This window comes from Streptomyces canus, from assembly GCF_001514145.1.
GTDB classification, from domain to species: domain Bacteria; phylum Actinomycetota; class Actinomycetes; order Streptomycetales; family Streptomycetaceae; genus Streptomyces; species Streptomyces canus.
In genome coordinates this window covers 204,659-218,886 of the sequence record NZ_KQ948667.1, presented here as the reverse complement: position 1 = coordinate 218,886, position 14,228 = coordinate 204,659, and the positions used below count along the sequence as shown (strand labels likewise).

Here is a 14,228-nt window from a genome sequence, read left to right as displayed (position 1 = left end):
AGTCTGGTCGGCGAACAGCTCAGCCCTGCCCACCGACCGGAGGTCTCCCCCATGTCCGCGCCCCCTCGTAAGGTCCTCGGACGCCTCTCCCTCCCCGAGCGGACCTTCGTCGCGGACGCACTGCGCACCGAGACGGTCGGCGGTGTGCTGTTGCTCATCGCCGCCGTCACCGCTCTGATCTGGGCGAACGTCCCCGCGCTGCACAGCAGTTACGAGAGCGTCAGCCACTACCATCTGGGCCCCGCGGCCCTCGGACTCGACCTGTCGGTCGAACACTGGGCCGCCGACGGACTCCTCGCGATCTTCTTCTTCGTGGCCGGCATCGAGCTCAAGCGCGAACTGGTCGCCGGTGACCTGAAGGACCCCAAGGCGGCCGCGCTGCCCGTGGTCGCCGCCCTGTGCGGCATGGCCGTACCGGCGCTCGTCTACGCGCTCACCAACCTCACCGGCGGCGGCTCCCTGGCCGGCTGGGCCGTACCCACCGCCACCGACATCGCCTTCGCGCTCGCCGTGCTCGCCGTCATCGGCACCTGGCTGCCCAGCGCGCTGCGCGCCTTCCTGCTGACCCTCGCCGTCGTCGACGACCTCTTCGCGATCCTGATCATCGCGGTCTTCTTCACCGCCGACATCGACTTCGCCGCGCTCGGCGGGGCGGCCGCCGGCCTCGCCGTCTTCTGGATCCTGCTGCGCAAGGGCGTGCGCGGGTGGTACGTCTACGTCCCGCTCGCGCTGGTGATCTGGGCGCTGATGTACAACAGCGGGGTCCATGCCACCATCGCGGGCGTCGCGATGGGCCTGATGCTGCGCTGCAGCACGCGGGAGGGCGAGAAACACTCCCCTGGCGAGCACATCGAGCATCTCGTACGGCCGCTCTCGGCGGGCCTGGCCGTCCCCCTGTTCGCCCTCTTCAGCGCGGGTGTCTCCGTCTCCGGCGGCGCTCTCGGCGACGTCTTCAGGCAGCCGGAGACGCTCGGCGTGGTGCTCGGGCTGGTCGTCGGCAAGGCGCTCGGTATCTTCGGCGGGACGTGGCTCACGGCTCGCTTCACCCGGGCCTCGCTCAGCGACGACCTCGCATGGGCCGACGTGTTCGCGGTGGCGACCCTGGCCGGCATCGGCTTCACCGTGTCGCTGCTCATCGGGGAGCTCGCCTTCGACGGTGACGCCACACTGACCGACGAGGTCAAGGCCGCCGTACTCCTCGGCTCGCTCATCGCGGCCACCCTCGCGACCGTGCTGCTGAAGCTGCGCAACGCCGAGTACCGCAGGCTGTACGAGGCCGAGGAGCGCGACGAGGACCACTCCGGCATCCCGGACATCTACGAGGAGGACGACCCGGCGTACCACCTGCGCATGGCGGCCATCCACGAGCGAAAGGCCGCCGAGCACCGCCGGATCGCCGAGCTCAAGACCGCCGAGCGGCTTGCCGAAGTAGCGGGCGGGGCAGGCGAGGAGGACGACCGTCGGGCATGATCTGACGGGACGGTACAAAAGACACGCCACACACAAGAGTCCCAGTGAATAGGGAGACCGCGATGAGCGCACCCGACGGCAGCCCGGTCGGCGCCGAACGCAGCATCGGCCAGCTGTTCGCCTCGGCGACGACCGAGATGTCTGCGCTGGTGCACGACGAGATCGCGCTGGCGAAGGCGCAGCTCAAGCAGGACGTCAAACGGGGCGCGGCGAGCGGCGGCGCGTTCAGCGTGGCCGGCGCCGTCCTGCTGTTCTCCCTGCCGATGCTGAACTTCGCGCTGGCGTACGGCATCCGGACCTGGAGCGATTGGAACCTCGCGGTCTGTTTCCTGCTGTCCTTCGCGGCCAACGTCCTCGTCGCGCTCGTCCTCGCGCTGATCGGCGTCGTCTTCGCGAAGAAGGCGCAGAAGAGCAAGGGCCCGCAGAAGGTCGCCGCGTCCATGAAGGAGACGGCGGGCGTGCTCCAGAACGCCAAGCCCCACCCGCGACCCGACGACACCAAGGTCCTGGAGGAGCGGGTCCGAAACACGAAGGCCATCGAGGCTGTGGCACGCTCGTCGTCATGACCGACCCCGCCACCCCTTCGGCGCAGCAGCCCGCCTCTCTCGTGCGGCCCGACGGTCCCTGGACGCACCGGGACGTGGCCGCCAACGGCGCGCGCTTCCACATCGCCGAACTGGGCGACGGACCGCTCGTGATGTTCCTGCACGGCTTCCCGCAGTTCTGGTGGACCTGGCGCCACCAGCTGGAGGCACTCGCCGACGCCGGCTTCCGGGCCGTGGCCATGGATCTGCGCGGCGTCGGCGGCAGCGACCGCACCCCGCGCGGCTACGACCCCGCCAACCTGGCCCTCGACGTCACCGGCGTGATTCGCTCGCTCGGCGAGCCGGACGCCGCCCTGGTCGGCCATGACCTGGGCGGCTATCTGGCGTGGACGGCGGCCGCGATGCGTCCCAAGCTCGTACGACGGCTCGCGGTCGCCTCGATGCCGCATCCCCGGCGCTGGCGCTCGGCGATGCTGTCGGACGTCAAGCAGACGCGCGCAGGCTCCTACATCTGGGGGTTCCAGCGGCCCTGGGTCCCGGAGCGGCAGCTGACCGCCGACGACGGCGCGCTGGTCGCCGAGCTGATCCGGGACTGGTCCGGCCCGCGCCAGCCGGACGACATGGCGGTGGAGACGTACCGCAGGGCGATCTGCATCCCGTCGACGGCGCACTGTTCGATCGAGCCGTACCGCTGGATGGTGCGTTCGATGGCCCGTCCCGACGGGATCCAGTTCAACCGGCGCATGAAGCGGCCCGTCCGCGTGCCGACTCTCCACCTGCACGGCTCGCTCGACCCGGTGATGCGCACACGCAGCGCCGCCGGATCCGGGGAGTACGTCGAAGCGCCGTACCGCTGGCGGCTGTTCGACGGTCTGGGGCACTTCCCGCACGAAGAGGATCCGGTCGCCTTCTCGACGGAACTGATCAACTGGCTGAAGGATCCCGAACCCGATCGGTGACCGTTTCGTCGCATCCCGCACCTGGACCTGAACACCTGTCCTACGAACGGCCACTTGCCCGGCGCATAGGCCAATTGGGGGGCGTGGGGGCGGTTATCGACCTTGGGGCGGGGGCACACGTCCGGGTATGGGCTGGACGCACGACTACAGTGACGCAGCACGCAATCGACGCTCCGGCGGCGGCCTGAGCTCCCACCATCAGGGCGGTGCCCCGCAACTGCCGGGCGGCACGGACCTGAGGGTGGGCATTCCGCGCATCCTGCGCCGCCGGGCCCGCTGGGTCTCGGTACGCCTGCGTCACCCCCGAGGCTGACGCGCCCTCGTCCTGACACCCCTCACAGCGCGCAGCTGTCGCTGTCCACCTGCTGGTTCGCGGTGCGCCCCTTGACGATGTCCTCCTGGATCTCGTCGGCGGTGAGCGCGTACCCGGTGTCGGCGTCGTCGAGCGACTTGGCGAAGACCACGCCGTACACCCTGCCCTCCGGGGTCAGCAGCGGGCCGCCGGAGTTGCCCTGGCGGACGGTCGCGTAGAGGGAGTACACATCGCGGCTGACGGTGCCGCGGTGGTAGATGTCCGGTCCGTGGGCGTCGATGCGCCCGCGCACCCGGGCGGAGCGGACGTCGTACGAGCCGTTCTCCGGGAAGCCCGCGACGATCGCGCTGTCCCCGCTGGCCGCGTCCTCGGACGTGAACTGCAGCGCGGGCGCGTCCAGATCGGGGACGTCCAGTACGGCGATGTCGCGCTCCCAGTCGTAGAGGACGACCGTGGCGTCGTACTTCCGGCCCTCGCCGCCTATCTGGACCGTGGGCTCGTCGACGCCGCCGACGACATGGGCGTTGGTCATGACGCGGCGGTCGCCGAACACGAAGCCGGAGCCCTCCAGGACCTTGCCGCAGCTCTGCGCGGTACCCATGACCTTGACGATGGAGCGCTGGGCACGGGTGGCGACGGCGCTGTTCGCGAGCTTGGGGTCGGGCGGCTGGACCTCCTTGATGGGCTCGTTGGAGAACGGGCTGAAGACCTGCGGGAAGCCGTTCTGCGCGAGGACCGAGGTGAAGTCCTTGAACCAGGTGTCGGCAGCGCCCGGCAGCGCCTCCTGCACGCCCAGGAGCACCTTGGAGCTACGGACCTCCTTGCCGACCGTCGGCATGGTGGTCTGGGCGAGGGCCGAGCCGATGAGCCAGGCGACCAGGAGCATCGCGAGGACGTTGACGAGGGCGCCGCCGGTCGCGTCCAGGGCGCGGGCCGGGGACCAGGTGATGTACCGGCGCAGCTTGTTGCCGAGGTGGGTGGTCAGTGCCTGGCCGATGGAGGCGCAGACGATGACGACGACCACGGCGACGACGGCGGCGACGGTGCCGACCTCCGAGTGGTCGGTCAGCGCGTCCCAGATGACCGGGAGGGTGTAGACGGCGACGAGACCGCCGCCCAGGAATCCGATCACCGACAGGATGCCGACGACGAAGCCCTGGCGATAGCCGACGATCGCGAACCACACGGCGGCGACCAGCAACAGGATGTCCAGCACGTTCACCGGTTCGAGCCTCGCCTCATCACTTCGCGTTCACCACAGGTCGGCCGGGGGTCCGGCCCGCCGCGAAGCGGCAATCGGATACAGCGCCCCCGAAAAGACACAACACGGAGTTCACCCTGTCATGCGCGCCAGTCGAGCGGGACCTGCTTCTCGCGGTCCCAGGGGCGCTCCCAGCTCGCGAAGTGCAGGAGTCGGTCGATGATTCCGGCGGTGAAGCCCCAGACAAGGGCCGATTCGACCAGGAATGCCGGACCTCGGTGGCCGCTGGGGTGCACGGTGGTCGCACGGTTGTCGGGGTCCGTGAGATCCGCCACGGGAACGGTGAAGACGCGGGCGGTTTCATTCGGATCGACGACCCCGACCGGGGTCGGCTCGCGCCACCAGCCCAGCACCGGGGTCACCACGAAGCCGCTGACCGGGATGTACAGCTTGGGCAGCACGCCGAACAGCTGGACGCCGGAGGGGTCGAGGCCGGTCTCCTCCTCGGCCTCGCGCAGGGCGGCCCGCAGCGGCCCGTCACCATGGGGATCGCCGTCCTCCGGGTCGAGCGCGCCGCCGGGGAACGACGGCTGCCCGGCGTGCGACCTGAGCGAGCTCGCCCGCTCCATCAGCAGCAGCTCGGGGCCGCGCTCGCCCTCGCCGAACAGGATCAGCACGGCCGACTGCCGGCCCGCGCCGTTCGCCGGCGGAAGGAAGCGGCTCAGCTGCCGCGGCTCGACCGTCTCCACGGCGTGCACCACCGGGTCCAGCCAGCTCGGCAGGCCGTCCTTGCTGAGCGTCACGCCCTTCGTATGGCTCGCCCGTGTCATCGCCACCCCCGTCGTCCTGCATCGCTCAACGCCTGACGGGCCCTAGATCGTTCCGGCCGCACCGCACGGGCAGCACCGGCCTCCCGATCCGGCCCGCCGACCCGCTCCGGTTCTCCCGGCCGCACCGTCCGCATCCTCACTCGGTGGCCCCCAGCGGCGGTGCGGCCTTGCCGCCGGCGTCCAGATAGGCCTGCGGCGGATTCAGCCGCTGTCCGGGGAAGCCGCCCTTCTCGTACTTGAGGAGCTTCTTCGCCTTCTCCGGGTCCGTCTCGCCCTCGCCGTAGGCCGGGCAGAGCGGGGTGATGGGGCAGGCGCCGCAGGCGGGCTTGCGGGCGTGGCAGATGCGGCGGCCGTGCCAGATGACGTGGTGCGACAGGTCCGTCCAGTCGCTCTTGGGGAAGAGCGCGGTGACTGCGGCCTCGATCTTGTCGGGGTCGGTCTCGTCGGTCCACTGCCAGCGCCTGACCAGCCGCATGAAGTGCGTGTCGACGGTGACGCCGGGCCGCCCGAAGGCGTTGCCGAGGACGACGAAGGCGGTCTTGCGGCCCACACCGGGCAGCGTGACGAGGTCCTCGAGCCGCCCCGGGACCTCACCGCCGAAGTTCTCCACGAGGGCCTTGGACAGCCCTATCACCGACTTGGTCTTGGCCCGGAAGAACCCGGTCGGCCGGAGGATCTCCTCGACCTCCTCGGGGTTGGCCGCGGCCAGGTCCTCGGGGGTCGGGTACGTGGCGAACAGCGCGGGGGTCGTCTGATTGACCCTCAGGTCGGTGGTCTGCGCGGACAGGACCGTCGCCACGATCAGCTGGAAGGGGTTCTCGAAGTCCAACTCGGGGTGGGCGTACGGAAACACCTCCGCGAGCTCGCGGTTGATGCGCCGGGCGCGGCGGACGAGGGCGGTCCGCGACTCGTTCCGCGGGGACTTCGCGGCGACCGTCTTCGTGGCCGAGGCCTTCTTCACCGGGGCCGCCGCCTTCTTGGGAGCGACAGTTGCCTTTTTCACGGCGGCGGCCTTCCTCACGGGAGCCGCCTTCTTCGCCGAAGTCCTCTTCTCCACCGGAGCCTTCCCTGCCGCTTTTGCCGTTTTCTTTCCGCCCCCAGTGTCCTGTTCGCCCACAGCGGAATCTCGACGTGCAATCACCCGTCCAGCCCCCTTGGCCTGTGCTCTCACCGGCGTTTTGGACACCCGGCCAGCCTAGGGCCCGGCACTGACATCCGCCCCGGACCTCGAAGACCGGCCCCCAATTGGACCCCTGCCGCTTACCCCGGGACATGTGTGCGGCATCCTTGTGACAGATCACACTGTTTGGACCGTCCGGCAAAATGGGCACCGGGTTCCCCTGGTACCAAGGGGGAACAAGATCCCCTGAGCAGGTCGACAAGGAGAGAACTCGTGGACGACGTCCTCCGGCGCAACCCGCTCTTCGCGGCACTCGACGACGAGCAGTCCGCGGAGCTCCGCGCCTCCATGAGTGAGGTGACCCTCGCGCGCGGCGACTCGCTGTTCCACGAGGGCGACCCGGGAGACCGGCTCTACGTCGTCACCGAGGGCAAGGTCAAGCTCCACCGCACCTCCCCCGACGGCCGCGAGAACATGCTGGCCGTGGTCGGCCCCGGCGAACTCATCGGCGAGCTGTCGCTGTTCGACCCGGGCCCGCGCACCGCGACCGCCACCGCGCTGACCGAGGTCAAGCTGCTGGGCCTCGGCCACGGCGACCTCCAGCCCTGGCTGAACGCCCGCCCCGAGGTGGCCACCGCGCTGCTGCGCGCCGTCGCCCGCCGTCTGCGCCGCACCAACGACGCGATGTCCGACCTGGTCTTCTCGGACGTCCCCGGCCGCGTGGCCCGCGCCCTGCTCGACCTCTCCCGCCGCTTCGGCGTGCAGTCCGAGGAGGGCATCCACGTCGTCCACGACCTCACGCAGGAGGAGCTCGCCCAACTGGTCGGTGCCTCGCGCGAGACGGTCAACAAGGCCCTCGCCGACTTCGCCCAGCGCGGCTGGCTGCGCCTGGAGGCCCGCGCGGTGATCCTCCTGGACGTCGAGAGGCTCGCCAAGCGCTCGCGCTGAGGCGCGGATCGTCGTACGACGTCGAAGGGCCCTGCCGCGCGGCAGGGCCCTTCTCGTACCGCCAGGGGTGGGCATCCACGAGGGCAGGGCGCCGGGTCGGTCCGGCGGCGCGGGCGGTGGACTTCGCAGGGGGAGGGCGACCTCCGCGACAAGCCGTCGGCCCGTCATGGACGTCCGCTTCGACCGTCCTCCAGAGGAGCACGCTCGGCGAGGACGTGGTCGCGGTGGCGCTGCCGACGTCCGGGGTGGGCTCCCAGGGCCTGGCCATGGGCTCGGTCGCCTGAACAGGACCCAGCACCGGGACCGGCCCACCGCCGGCCGCGCGGTGTCGGACCCGACCTGACGGCCGCCGTGTCCGGCGACGTGATCGCCACCGGCTGCCGCTCCCACGGCGCCTCACGCCGCCTGCGCGTCCTGCACCGGCGCTGACCACGTTCGGCCCCACACGGTCCGTCCAGGGCCATAAATGAGCTGTCCCCGGGACCGCCCCCGGGCACAGTGATCCCATGGCCGCCGAAACCGTTCCCCCCATCGCCCGCAAGGGCCTCGACGCCCAGGGCTACATCGAGCGCGAGGGTTCCCTCGGGCGGATCCCGCAGCCCTTCCGTCCGGTCGTCGCCGCCGCCCGCGACCGGGTGCTGGACCTGTTCGGGCCGAGGCTGCACAGCGCGTACCTCTACGGCTCGATCCCGCGCGGCACCGCGCGTGCGGGCCGCAGCGACCTCGACCTCCTGCTCGCCCTGCGGGACGAACCGACCGACGCGGACCGGGAGGGCGTACGGGAGCTCGGGGAGGCGCTCGACAAGGAGTTCCCGCAGATCGACGGCGTCGGAACGCTGCTGTACAGCCGGGATCTCCTGCTGAGCGAGCTGGAGCGGCACGACCTGGGCTGGTTCGTGGCCTGTCTGTGCACCCCGCTGCTCGGCGACGACCTGGCGGAGTACCTCCCCCGCTACCGCCCCGACGCCCTCCTGGCCCGTGAGACGAACGGCGACCTCGCCCTCCTGCTCCCCCGCTGGCGCGAACGGATCGAGGCGGCGGACTCGGACGAGAGCCGGACCCGCCTCGTCCGTTTCATGTCCCGCCACCTGGTCCGCACCGCGTTCACCCTGGTCATGCCCCGCTGGAACGGCTGGACGAGCGACCTGACAGAGATGGCGGAGGTCTTCGGCGCGTACTACCCGGAGCGCGCCGAACAGCTACGGCCGGCAGCCGTCCTGGGGCACACCCCGACCGCCGACACGGCCGTACTGCGCACCTACGTCGACGATCTGGGCCCGTGGCTGGCGGACGAGTACACGCGCGTGCACGGCACGAAGACCCCTAGATGAGCCCGTGCTCCTCCAGATACTCCAGCTGGGCCCGCACCGACAGCTCGGCTGCGGGCCAGAGCGCCCGGTTCACATCCGCGTACACATGTTCTACGACGGCGCCGGGCGTGCGGTATCCGTTCTCCACGGCCGTCTCGACCTGGGCGAGCCGATGGGCCCGGTGGGCGAGATAGAACTCGACGACGCCCTGGGCATCCTCCAGGACGGGCCCGTGGCCCGGCAGGACGGTGTGGACGCCGTCGTCGACCGCCAGGGACCTCAGCCGCCGCAGCGAGTCCAGATAGTCGCCCAGGCGGCCGTCGGGATGGGCCACGACGGTCGTGCCGCGCCCCAGCACGGTGTCACCGGTCAGGACGGCCTGATCGGCCGGGAGATGGAAGCACAGCGAGTCGGCGGTGTGCCCGGGAGTGGGCACCACCCTGAGCTCGAGCCCACCGACGCGCACCACGTTCCCGGAGCCGAGCCCTTCGTCCCCCAGCCGCAGCGCCGGGTCGAGGGCGCGCACCTTGGTGCCGGTCAGCCCGGCGAAGCGGGCGGCGCCTTCGGCGTGGTCGGGGTGGCCGTGGGTGAGCAGGGTGAGGGCCACGCGCTTGCCTGCGGCCTCGGCCGTGTCGACGACCGCGCGGAGGTGCCCCTCGTCGAGCGGACCGGGGTCGACGACGACCGCCAGCTCGGAATCCGGCTCCGACAGGATCCAGGTGTTGGTCCCGTCCAGGGTCATCGCGGAGGCGTTGGGCGCGAGGACGTTGACGGCCCGCGGGGTGGCGGGGCCCGAGAGGACCCCGCCCCGCGGTCGGCCGGGGAGGGCTGCGGCGTCGGTCATGCGGTGGCTCCACCGGTCGGGATGTGTTTGGTGAACTCGTCGTGCCCCGGCCAGGAGAGCACGATCTCGCCGTCCACCAGCCGGGCCTGCGCGAGCACAGGGGTCAGGTCACGGTCGGGCGCGGCGGCCAGCGCGTCGGCGGCGGTGCCGTACGAGGTGAGCTGCCGCAGCGTGGCGATGGTGGGCGGCATCATGAGCAGCTCGCCCTTGTCGTAGCCGTCCGCCGCGTCCTGGGGCCGGATCCACACCGTGCGGTCGGCCTCCGTGGAGGCGTTGCGGGTGCGCTGCCCGTCGGGCAGGGCTGCGACGAAGAACCAGGTGTCGTAGCGGCGGGGTTCGAACTCGGGGGTGATCCAGCGGGTCCAGGCCCCGAGCAGATCCGACCGCAGGACCAGCCCCCGGCGCTCCAGGAACTCGGCGAAGGAGAGATCCCGGGCCACGAGAGCGGCACGGTCCGCCTCCCATTCGGCGCCCGTGGTGTCACCGACCACCGACTCGGGCGTCGGCCCGGCGAGCAGGACGCCCGCCTCCTCGTACGTCTCCCGCACGGCCGCGCAGACGATCGCCTGGGCCGTCGTCTCGTCCACCCCGAGCCGAGCCGCCCACCACGCGCGCGTGGGGCCCGCCCAGTGGATGTGGTGCTCGTCGTCACGGGGGTCGACTCCGCCGCCGGGATAGGCGTAGGCGCCTCCCGCGAAGGCCATGGAGGCCCGTCTGCGCAACATGTGCACAACCGTTCCGGTCGGCCCGTCCTTCAGCAGCATCACCGTTGCGGCGCGTCTGGGCACGGCCGGCTGAAGCGAGCCGTCCGCGAGCGCGCGGATGCGGTCCGGCCATTCCGCTGGGTACCACTGCCCGTTTGCCATGGGCGGAGGCTAACTCCTGGGGAGCGGATGTTCGAGGGCCGGGCGCCCTGCGGAGGTGCAAGGTCAGGTGCGGGGCAGTGGGGGCCGGCCGCGCCCGCGCGGCGGGAGGCGCACATGACCCTCGCCAACCGCGGGCGCCAAGCGCACCCCCACCGACCCCGCAGCGGCGCCGCAGGCATCCGCATCAAGCGGAAACCAGCTCCACCTGCACCTCGACCTCGACCGGCGCGTCCAGCGGCAGCACAGCGACACCCACCGCACTGCGCGCGTGCACGCCCTTGTCGCCCAGCACCTCGCCCAGCAGCTCACTCGCGCCGTTGATCACACCCGGCTGACCCGTGAAGTCCGAGGCCGACGCCACGAACCCCACGACCTTCACCACGCGCGCGATCCGGTCAAGGTCACCCGTGACCGACTTCACCGCCGCCAGCGCGTTCAGCGCGCAGGTCCGGGCCAGCGCCTTGGCCTCCTCGGCCGTGACCTCCGCGCCCACCTTTCCGGTGACCGGAAGCTTGCCCTCGACCATGGGCAGCTGCCCCGAGGTGTACACGTACACACCGGACTGAACGGCCGGCTGGTACGCGGCCAGCGGCGGCACGACCGACGGCAGCGTCAGCCCCAGCTCCGCGAGCCGCGCCTCGACCGCCCCGCTCACGCCGCCTTCTCCCGCTTCAGGTACGCCACCAACTGCTCGGGGTTGTTCGGCCCGGGCACGACCTGCACGAGCTCCCACCCGTCCTCGCCCCAGGTGTCCAGAATCTGCTTCGTGGCATGGACGAGCAGCGGCACGGTCGCGTATTCCCACTTCTTGGTCATGCGGGCGACTTTAGCCGCTGCTCACCCCCGGCTTTCAGCCGCTGCTCACCCACAGCCGGTGCCGCGTTATCCACAGCCTCCTGCTTAGCTTCGCCGCCGACTGGTTACGCTCGAATACGTGAGCAGGCTCCAGGTCGTCAGCGGCAAGGGCGGGACCGGAAAGACCACGGTCGCCGCAGCCCTCGCGCTGGCCCTCGCCACCGAGGGGAAGCGGACGCTTCTCGTCGAGGTAGAGGGCCGCCAGGGAATCGCGCAGCTCTTCGAAACCGAGGCGCTGCCCTATGAGGAGCGGAAGATCGCCGTCGCTCCGGGGGGCGGGGAGGTGTACGCACTGGCCATCGACCCCGAACTGGCCCTTCTGGACTACCTCCAGATGTTCTACAAACTCGGCGGGGCGGGGCGCGCCCTGAAGAAGCTCGGCGCCATCGACTTCGCGACCACCATCGCGCCCGGCCTCAGAGACGTCCTCCTGACGGGCAAGGCGTGCGAAGCGGTCCGCCGCAAGGACAAGTCCGGCCGCTTCGCCTACGACTACGTCGTGATGGACGCACCCCCCACCGGCCGTATCACCCGCTTCCTGAACGTCAACGACGAGGTCGCCGGGCTCGCCAAGATCGGCCCGATACACAATCAGGCGCAGGCCGTGATGCGGGTGCTGAAGTCCAAGGAGACGGCCGTCCACCTGGTGACACTCCTGGAGGAGATGCCGGTCCAGGAGACCGCGGACGGCATCGCGGAGTTGAGAGCCGCCCACCTTCCCGTGGGCCGGATCGTCGTGAACATGGTGCGCCCGGAGGTGTTGGACGGCGCCGACCTGGAACTCGTACGGACCACACAGCGTTCAGCCGTGGCGAAGGCGCTGTCCTCTGCCGGACTCGGCGGCGCCCGCCGTGGGGGCAACGCCGAGAAGCTGGTCGACCCACTGATCCGGCAGGCCGAGGAGTACGCCGAGCGGTACGACCTGGAGCACGAACAGCGCTCGGCCCTCGGCGAACTGGGTCTGCCGCTGCACGAACTGCCCTTGCTGACCGAGGGCATGGACCTGGCGGGTCTGTACGAACTGGCCACCGAGCTGCGGAAGCAGGGGATGTCATGAGCCCGGACGCCGACGCGCACGACCGGCACCGCCGTCTTTCTCCCGCCCCCGTGCTCGATCTCGATCCGCTGATCGACGATCCGGGCACCCGCATCGTGGTCTGCTGCGGCTCGGGAGGCGTCGGAAAGACCACGACCGCGGCGGCTCTCGGCCTGCGGGCCGCCGAGCGGGGCCGCAAAGTCGTCGTGCTCACCATCGACCCGGCCCGCCGGCTCGCCCAGTCGATGGGCATCGACTCGCTGGACAACGTCCCACGCCGGGTGAAGGGTCTCGACGACTCCGCGAGCGGCGAGTTGCACGCGATGATGCTCGACATGAAGCGCACCTTCGACGAGATCGTCGAGGCGCACGCGGACGCCGAGCGGGCGGCCACGATCCTGAACAACCCCTTCTACCAGTCGCTCTCGGCGGGCTTCGCCGGCACGCAGGAGTACATGGCGATGGAGAAGCTCGGGCAGCTGCGGGCCCGGGACGAGTGGGACCTGATCGTCGTCGACACACCCCCCTCCCGCTCCGCCCTCGACTTCCTGGACGCGCCCAAGCGGCTCGGTTCCTTCCTCGACGGAAGGCTCATCCGGCTGCTCACCGCCCCGGCCAAGCTCGGCGGACGGGCGGGGATGAAGTTCCTGAACGTCGGGATGTCGATGATGACCGGCACCCTCGGCAAACTGCTGGGCGGTCAACTCCTCAAGGACGTCCAGACGTTCGTGGCCGCGATGGACACCACGTTCGGCGGGTTCCGCACGCGCGCGGACGCGACGTACAAGCTGCTCCAGGCCCCCGGGACGGCGTTCCTGGTGGTCGCGGCCCCGGAGCGGGACGCGCTGCGCGAGGCCGCGTACTTCGTGGAGCGGCTGGCCGCGGAGGACATGCCGCTCGCCGGTCTGGTGCTCAACCGGGTCCACGGCAGCGGCGCCGACCGGCTCTCGGCCGAGCGGGCGCTCGCCGCCGCGGAAAATCTCGAGGCCGTGGAAAATCTTGAAGAGCCCCGCATTGTCGATCAGGAGGGCGGGAAAGCTGGACTTCGTAACTCTCCCGACACGTACGGAAGTTCAGAATCTCCCGCTTCCGAGGCACCGGCTCCTGACGAAGGCTCCCCCGCCGACCCGAAGAACCCAAGCTCGGAGCGCACGGAGAAGGGGCGGTCCGCCGACCCCGCTGACCGGTCCGTCGACCAGCTCACCGCAGGCCTGCTGAGACTGCATGCCGACCGTATGCAACTGCTCTCCCGAGAGCAGCGCACGCGTGACCGCTTCACGGCGCTCCACCCCGAGGTGGCGGTGGCCGAAGTGGCCGCGCTGCCCGGCGATGTGCACGACCTCGCAGGGCTGCGGAACATCGGAAACCGGCTCGCGGCCGGACGGCCCGAGCTGCCCGAGGCTGCCGTGGACTGATCGGAGGACTGACCCCGAGGGGTGTCCTCCTCAGCTCACCGCCGCGTAGTTCTCGTAGAGTTCGTCGTCCTCGAGGGGCAGGATGCCGATGCCCCTCTCGTACTCCGTGCGCGCGGTCTCCAGCAGCCTGCGCCACGAAGTGACGGTCGGCCGCCGGCGCAGCAGTGCGCGGCGCTCGCGCTCCGTCATGCCTCCCCACACGCCGAACTCGACGCGGTTGTCCAGCGCATCGGCAAGGCACTCCGTGCGCACCGGACATCCGGTGCACACCGCCTTCGCCCGGTTCTGCGCTGCTCCTTGAACGAACAGTTCATCCGGATCGGTAGTGCGGCAGGCCGCCTGCGCACTCCAGTCGACTACCCAGCCCATACCGGCGCCGTCCTCTCCCGAATCGAGGCTCCCCCACGGCGGCAGCGGCATATTCACCGCCGCCAGTTGAGGACGTTACGGAAGGGAGGCACAGCGCAACACCCCCTTCGGGCCCAATCTTGAATGGCCCGAACGGACTATGCGTAA

General features: G+C 70.8%; 16 protein-coding genes. 8 read left to right on the top strand and 8 right to left on the bottom strand.

Features of this window, described 5'->3' with window-relative positions; all coding sequences use genetic code 11:
• Positions 1-51 precede the first annotated feature (51 nt).
• The 4 genes from nhaA to AQJ46_RS57515 all read left to right on the top strand — a co-directional run bounded on the left by nhaA (position 52) and on the right by AQJ46_RS57515 (position 3,287).
• Positions 52-1,470, top strand: coding sequence for a Na+/H+ antiporter NhaA (gene nhaA / locus AQJ46_RS33430; protein WP_059209113.1), 1,419 nt, complete (start codon positions 52-54; stop codon positions 1,468-1,470).
• A 62-nt stretch (positions 1,471-1,532) separates the two neighbouring features.
• Positions 1,533-2,036, top strand: coding sequence for a phage holin family protein (locus tag AQJ46_RS33425; RefSeq protein ID WP_059209112.1), 504 nt, complete (start codon positions 1,533-1,535; stop codon positions 2,034-2,036).
• Entirely contained in the window at positions 2,033-2,974 is a 942-nt protein-coding gene (locus AQJ46_RS33420; RefSeq protein WP_059209111.1) for an alpha/beta fold hydrolase, read from the top strand. The genes AQJ46_RS33425 and AQJ46_RS33420 overlap by 4 nt, the downstream gene beginning before the upstream one ends.
• 127 nt (positions 2,975-3,101) lie before the next feature.
• Positions 3,102-3,287 (top strand): hypothetical protein, encoded by a 186-nt coding sequence (locus AQJ46_RS57515; RefSeq protein WP_079072518.1) that lies wholly within the window; start codon positions 3,102-3,104, stop codon positions 3,285-3,287.
• 22 nt (positions 3,288-3,309) lie between these two features.
• Here the strand turns inward: AQJ46_RS57515 and AQJ46_RS33415 are convergent, their stop codons facing one another.
• From AQJ46_RS33415 to nth, 3 genes are all read right to left on the bottom strand, one after another.
• Complete coding sequence (locus tag AQJ46_RS33415) at positions 3,310-4,509, bottom strand: MarP family serine protease (protein WP_057612297.1); 1,200 nt, start codon at positions 4,507-4,509, stop codon at positions 3,310-3,312.
• Positions 4,510-4,628: 119 nt separating this feature from the next.
• Entirely contained in the window at positions 4,629-5,318 is a 690-nt protein-coding gene (locus AQJ46_RS33410) for an NUDIX hydrolase (protein WP_059209230.1), read from the bottom strand.
• Positions 5,319-5,454: 136 nt separating this feature from the next.
• A complete protein-coding gene (nth, locus tag AQJ46_RS33405) occupies positions 5,455-6,375 on the bottom strand; it encodes an endonuclease III (protein ID WP_079072517.1) in 921 nt (306 codons plus the stop codon).
• A gap of 336 nt (positions 6,376-6,711) precedes the next feature.
• On the opposite strand from nth, the gene AQJ46_RS33400 reads away from it, so the two are divergent.
• On the top strand, positions 6,712-7,386 hold the full coding sequence (locus AQJ46_RS33400; RefSeq protein WP_015658871.1) for a Crp/Fnr family transcriptional regulator: 675 nt from the start codon (positions 6,712-6,714) through the stop codon (positions 7,384-7,386).
• Positions 7,387-7,892: 506 nt separating this feature from the next.
• Positions 7,893-8,717 (top strand): nucleotidyltransferase domain-containing protein, encoded by an 825-nt coding sequence (locus AQJ46_RS33395; protein WP_059209110.1) that lies wholly within the window; start codon positions 7,893-7,895, stop codon positions 8,715-8,717.
• Here AQJ46_RS33395 and AQJ46_RS33390 read toward each other — a convergent pair.
• The 4 genes from AQJ46_RS33390 to AQJ46_RS54515 all read right to left on the bottom strand — a co-directional run bounded on the left by AQJ46_RS33390 (position 8,710) and on the right by AQJ46_RS54515 (position 11,222).
• On the bottom strand, positions 8,710-9,540 hold the full coding sequence (locus AQJ46_RS33390) for an MBL fold metallo-hydrolase (protein ID WP_059209109.1): 831 nt from the start codon (positions 9,538-9,540) through the stop codon (positions 8,710-8,712). The genes AQJ46_RS33395 and AQJ46_RS33390 overlap by 8 nt on opposite strands.
• Positions 9,537-10,406: an NUDIX hydrolase gene (locus AQJ46_RS33385; protein WP_059209108.1), complete on the bottom strand. Its 870-nt coding sequence runs from the start codon at positions 10,404-10,406 to the stop codon at positions 9,537-9,539. Before AQJ46_RS33385 ends, AQJ46_RS33390 begins: the two co-directional genes overlap by 4 nt.
• A 184-nt stretch (positions 10,407-10,590) precedes the next feature.
• The gene (locus AQJ46_RS33380) at positions 10,591-11,061 is read right to left on the bottom strand and encodes a RidA family protein (RefSeq protein ID WP_059209107.1); all 471 of its coding nucleotides are present in this window, start codon (positions 11,059-11,061) and stop codon (positions 10,591-10,593) included.
• Positions 11,058-11,222: a DUF4177 domain-containing protein gene (locus AQJ46_RS54515; RefSeq protein ID WP_007383662.1), complete on the bottom strand. Its 165-nt coding sequence runs from the start codon at positions 11,220-11,222 to the stop codon at positions 11,058-11,060. Before AQJ46_RS54515 ends, AQJ46_RS33380 begins: the two co-directional genes overlap by 4 nt.
• A 118-nt stretch (positions 11,223-11,340) precedes the next feature.
• On the opposite strand from AQJ46_RS54515, the gene AQJ46_RS33375 reads away from it, so the two are divergent.
• Positions 11,341-12,318: an ArsA-related P-loop ATPase gene (locus AQJ46_RS33375; protein WP_059209106.1), complete on the top strand. Its 978-nt coding sequence runs from the start codon at positions 11,341-11,343 to the stop codon at positions 12,316-12,318.
• The gene (locus AQJ46_RS33370) at positions 12,315-13,712 is read left to right on the top strand and encodes an ArsA family ATPase (RefSeq protein WP_059209105.1); all 1,398 of its coding nucleotides are present in this window, start codon (positions 12,315-12,317) and stop codon (positions 13,710-13,712) included. The genes AQJ46_RS33375 and AQJ46_RS33370 overlap by 4 nt, the downstream gene beginning before the upstream one ends.
• 30 nt (positions 13,713-13,742) lie before the next feature.
• On the opposite strand, the gene wblA is transcribed toward AQJ46_RS33370, so the two are convergent.
• A complete protein-coding gene (wblA, locus tag AQJ46_RS33365; RefSeq protein WP_057612304.1) occupies positions 13,743-14,081 on the bottom strand; it encodes a transcriptional regulator WblA in 339 nt (112 codons plus the stop codon).
• Positions 14,082-14,228 lie beyond the last annotated feature (147 nt).

Bases quoted from the DNA above. Each gene is read 5' to 3' on its own strand.
- nhaA (WP_059209113.1), top strand. From the start codon at position 52: ATGTCCGCGCCCCCTCGTAAGGTCCTCGGACGCCTCTCCCTCCCCGAG.
- AQJ46_RS33425 (WP_059209112.1), top strand. From the start codon at position 1,533: ATGAGCGCACCCGACGGCAGCCCGGTCGGCGCCGAACGCAGCATCGGC.
- AQJ46_RS33420 (WP_059209111.1), top strand. From the start codon at position 2,033: ATGACCGACCCCGCCACCCCTTCGGCGCAGCAGCCCGCCTCTCTCGTG.
- AQJ46_RS57515 (WP_079072518.1), top strand. From the start codon at position 3,102: ATGGGCTGGACGCACGACTACAGTGACGCAGCACGCAATCGACGCTCC.
- AQJ46_RS33410 (WP_059209230.1), bottom strand. From the start codon at position 5,318: ATGACACGGGCGAGCCATACGAAGGGCGTGACGCTCAGCAAGGACGGC.
- AQJ46_RS33395 (WP_059209110.1), top strand. From the start codon at position 7,893: ATGGCCGCCGAAACCGTTCCCCCCATCGCCCGCAAGGGCCTCGACGCC.
- AQJ46_RS33390 (WP_059209109.1), bottom strand. From the start codon at position 9,540: ATGACCGACGCCGCAGCCCTCCCCGGCCGACCGCGGGGCGGGGTCCTC.
- AQJ46_RS33385 (WP_059209108.1), bottom strand. From the start codon at position 10,406: ATGGCAAACGGGCAGTGGTACCCAGCGGAATGGCCGGACCGCATCCGC.
- AQJ46_RS54515 (WP_007383662.1), bottom strand. From the start codon at position 11,222: ATGACCAAGAAGTGGGAATACGCGACCGTGCCGCTGCTCGTCCATGCC.
- AQJ46_RS33370 (WP_059209105.1), top strand. From the start codon at position 12,315: ATGAGCCCGGACGCCGACGCGCACGACCGGCACCGCCGTCTTTCTCCC.
- wblA (WP_057612304.1), bottom strand. From the start codon at position 14,081: ATGGGCTGGGTAGTCGACTGGAGTGCGCAGGCGGCCTGCCGCACTACC.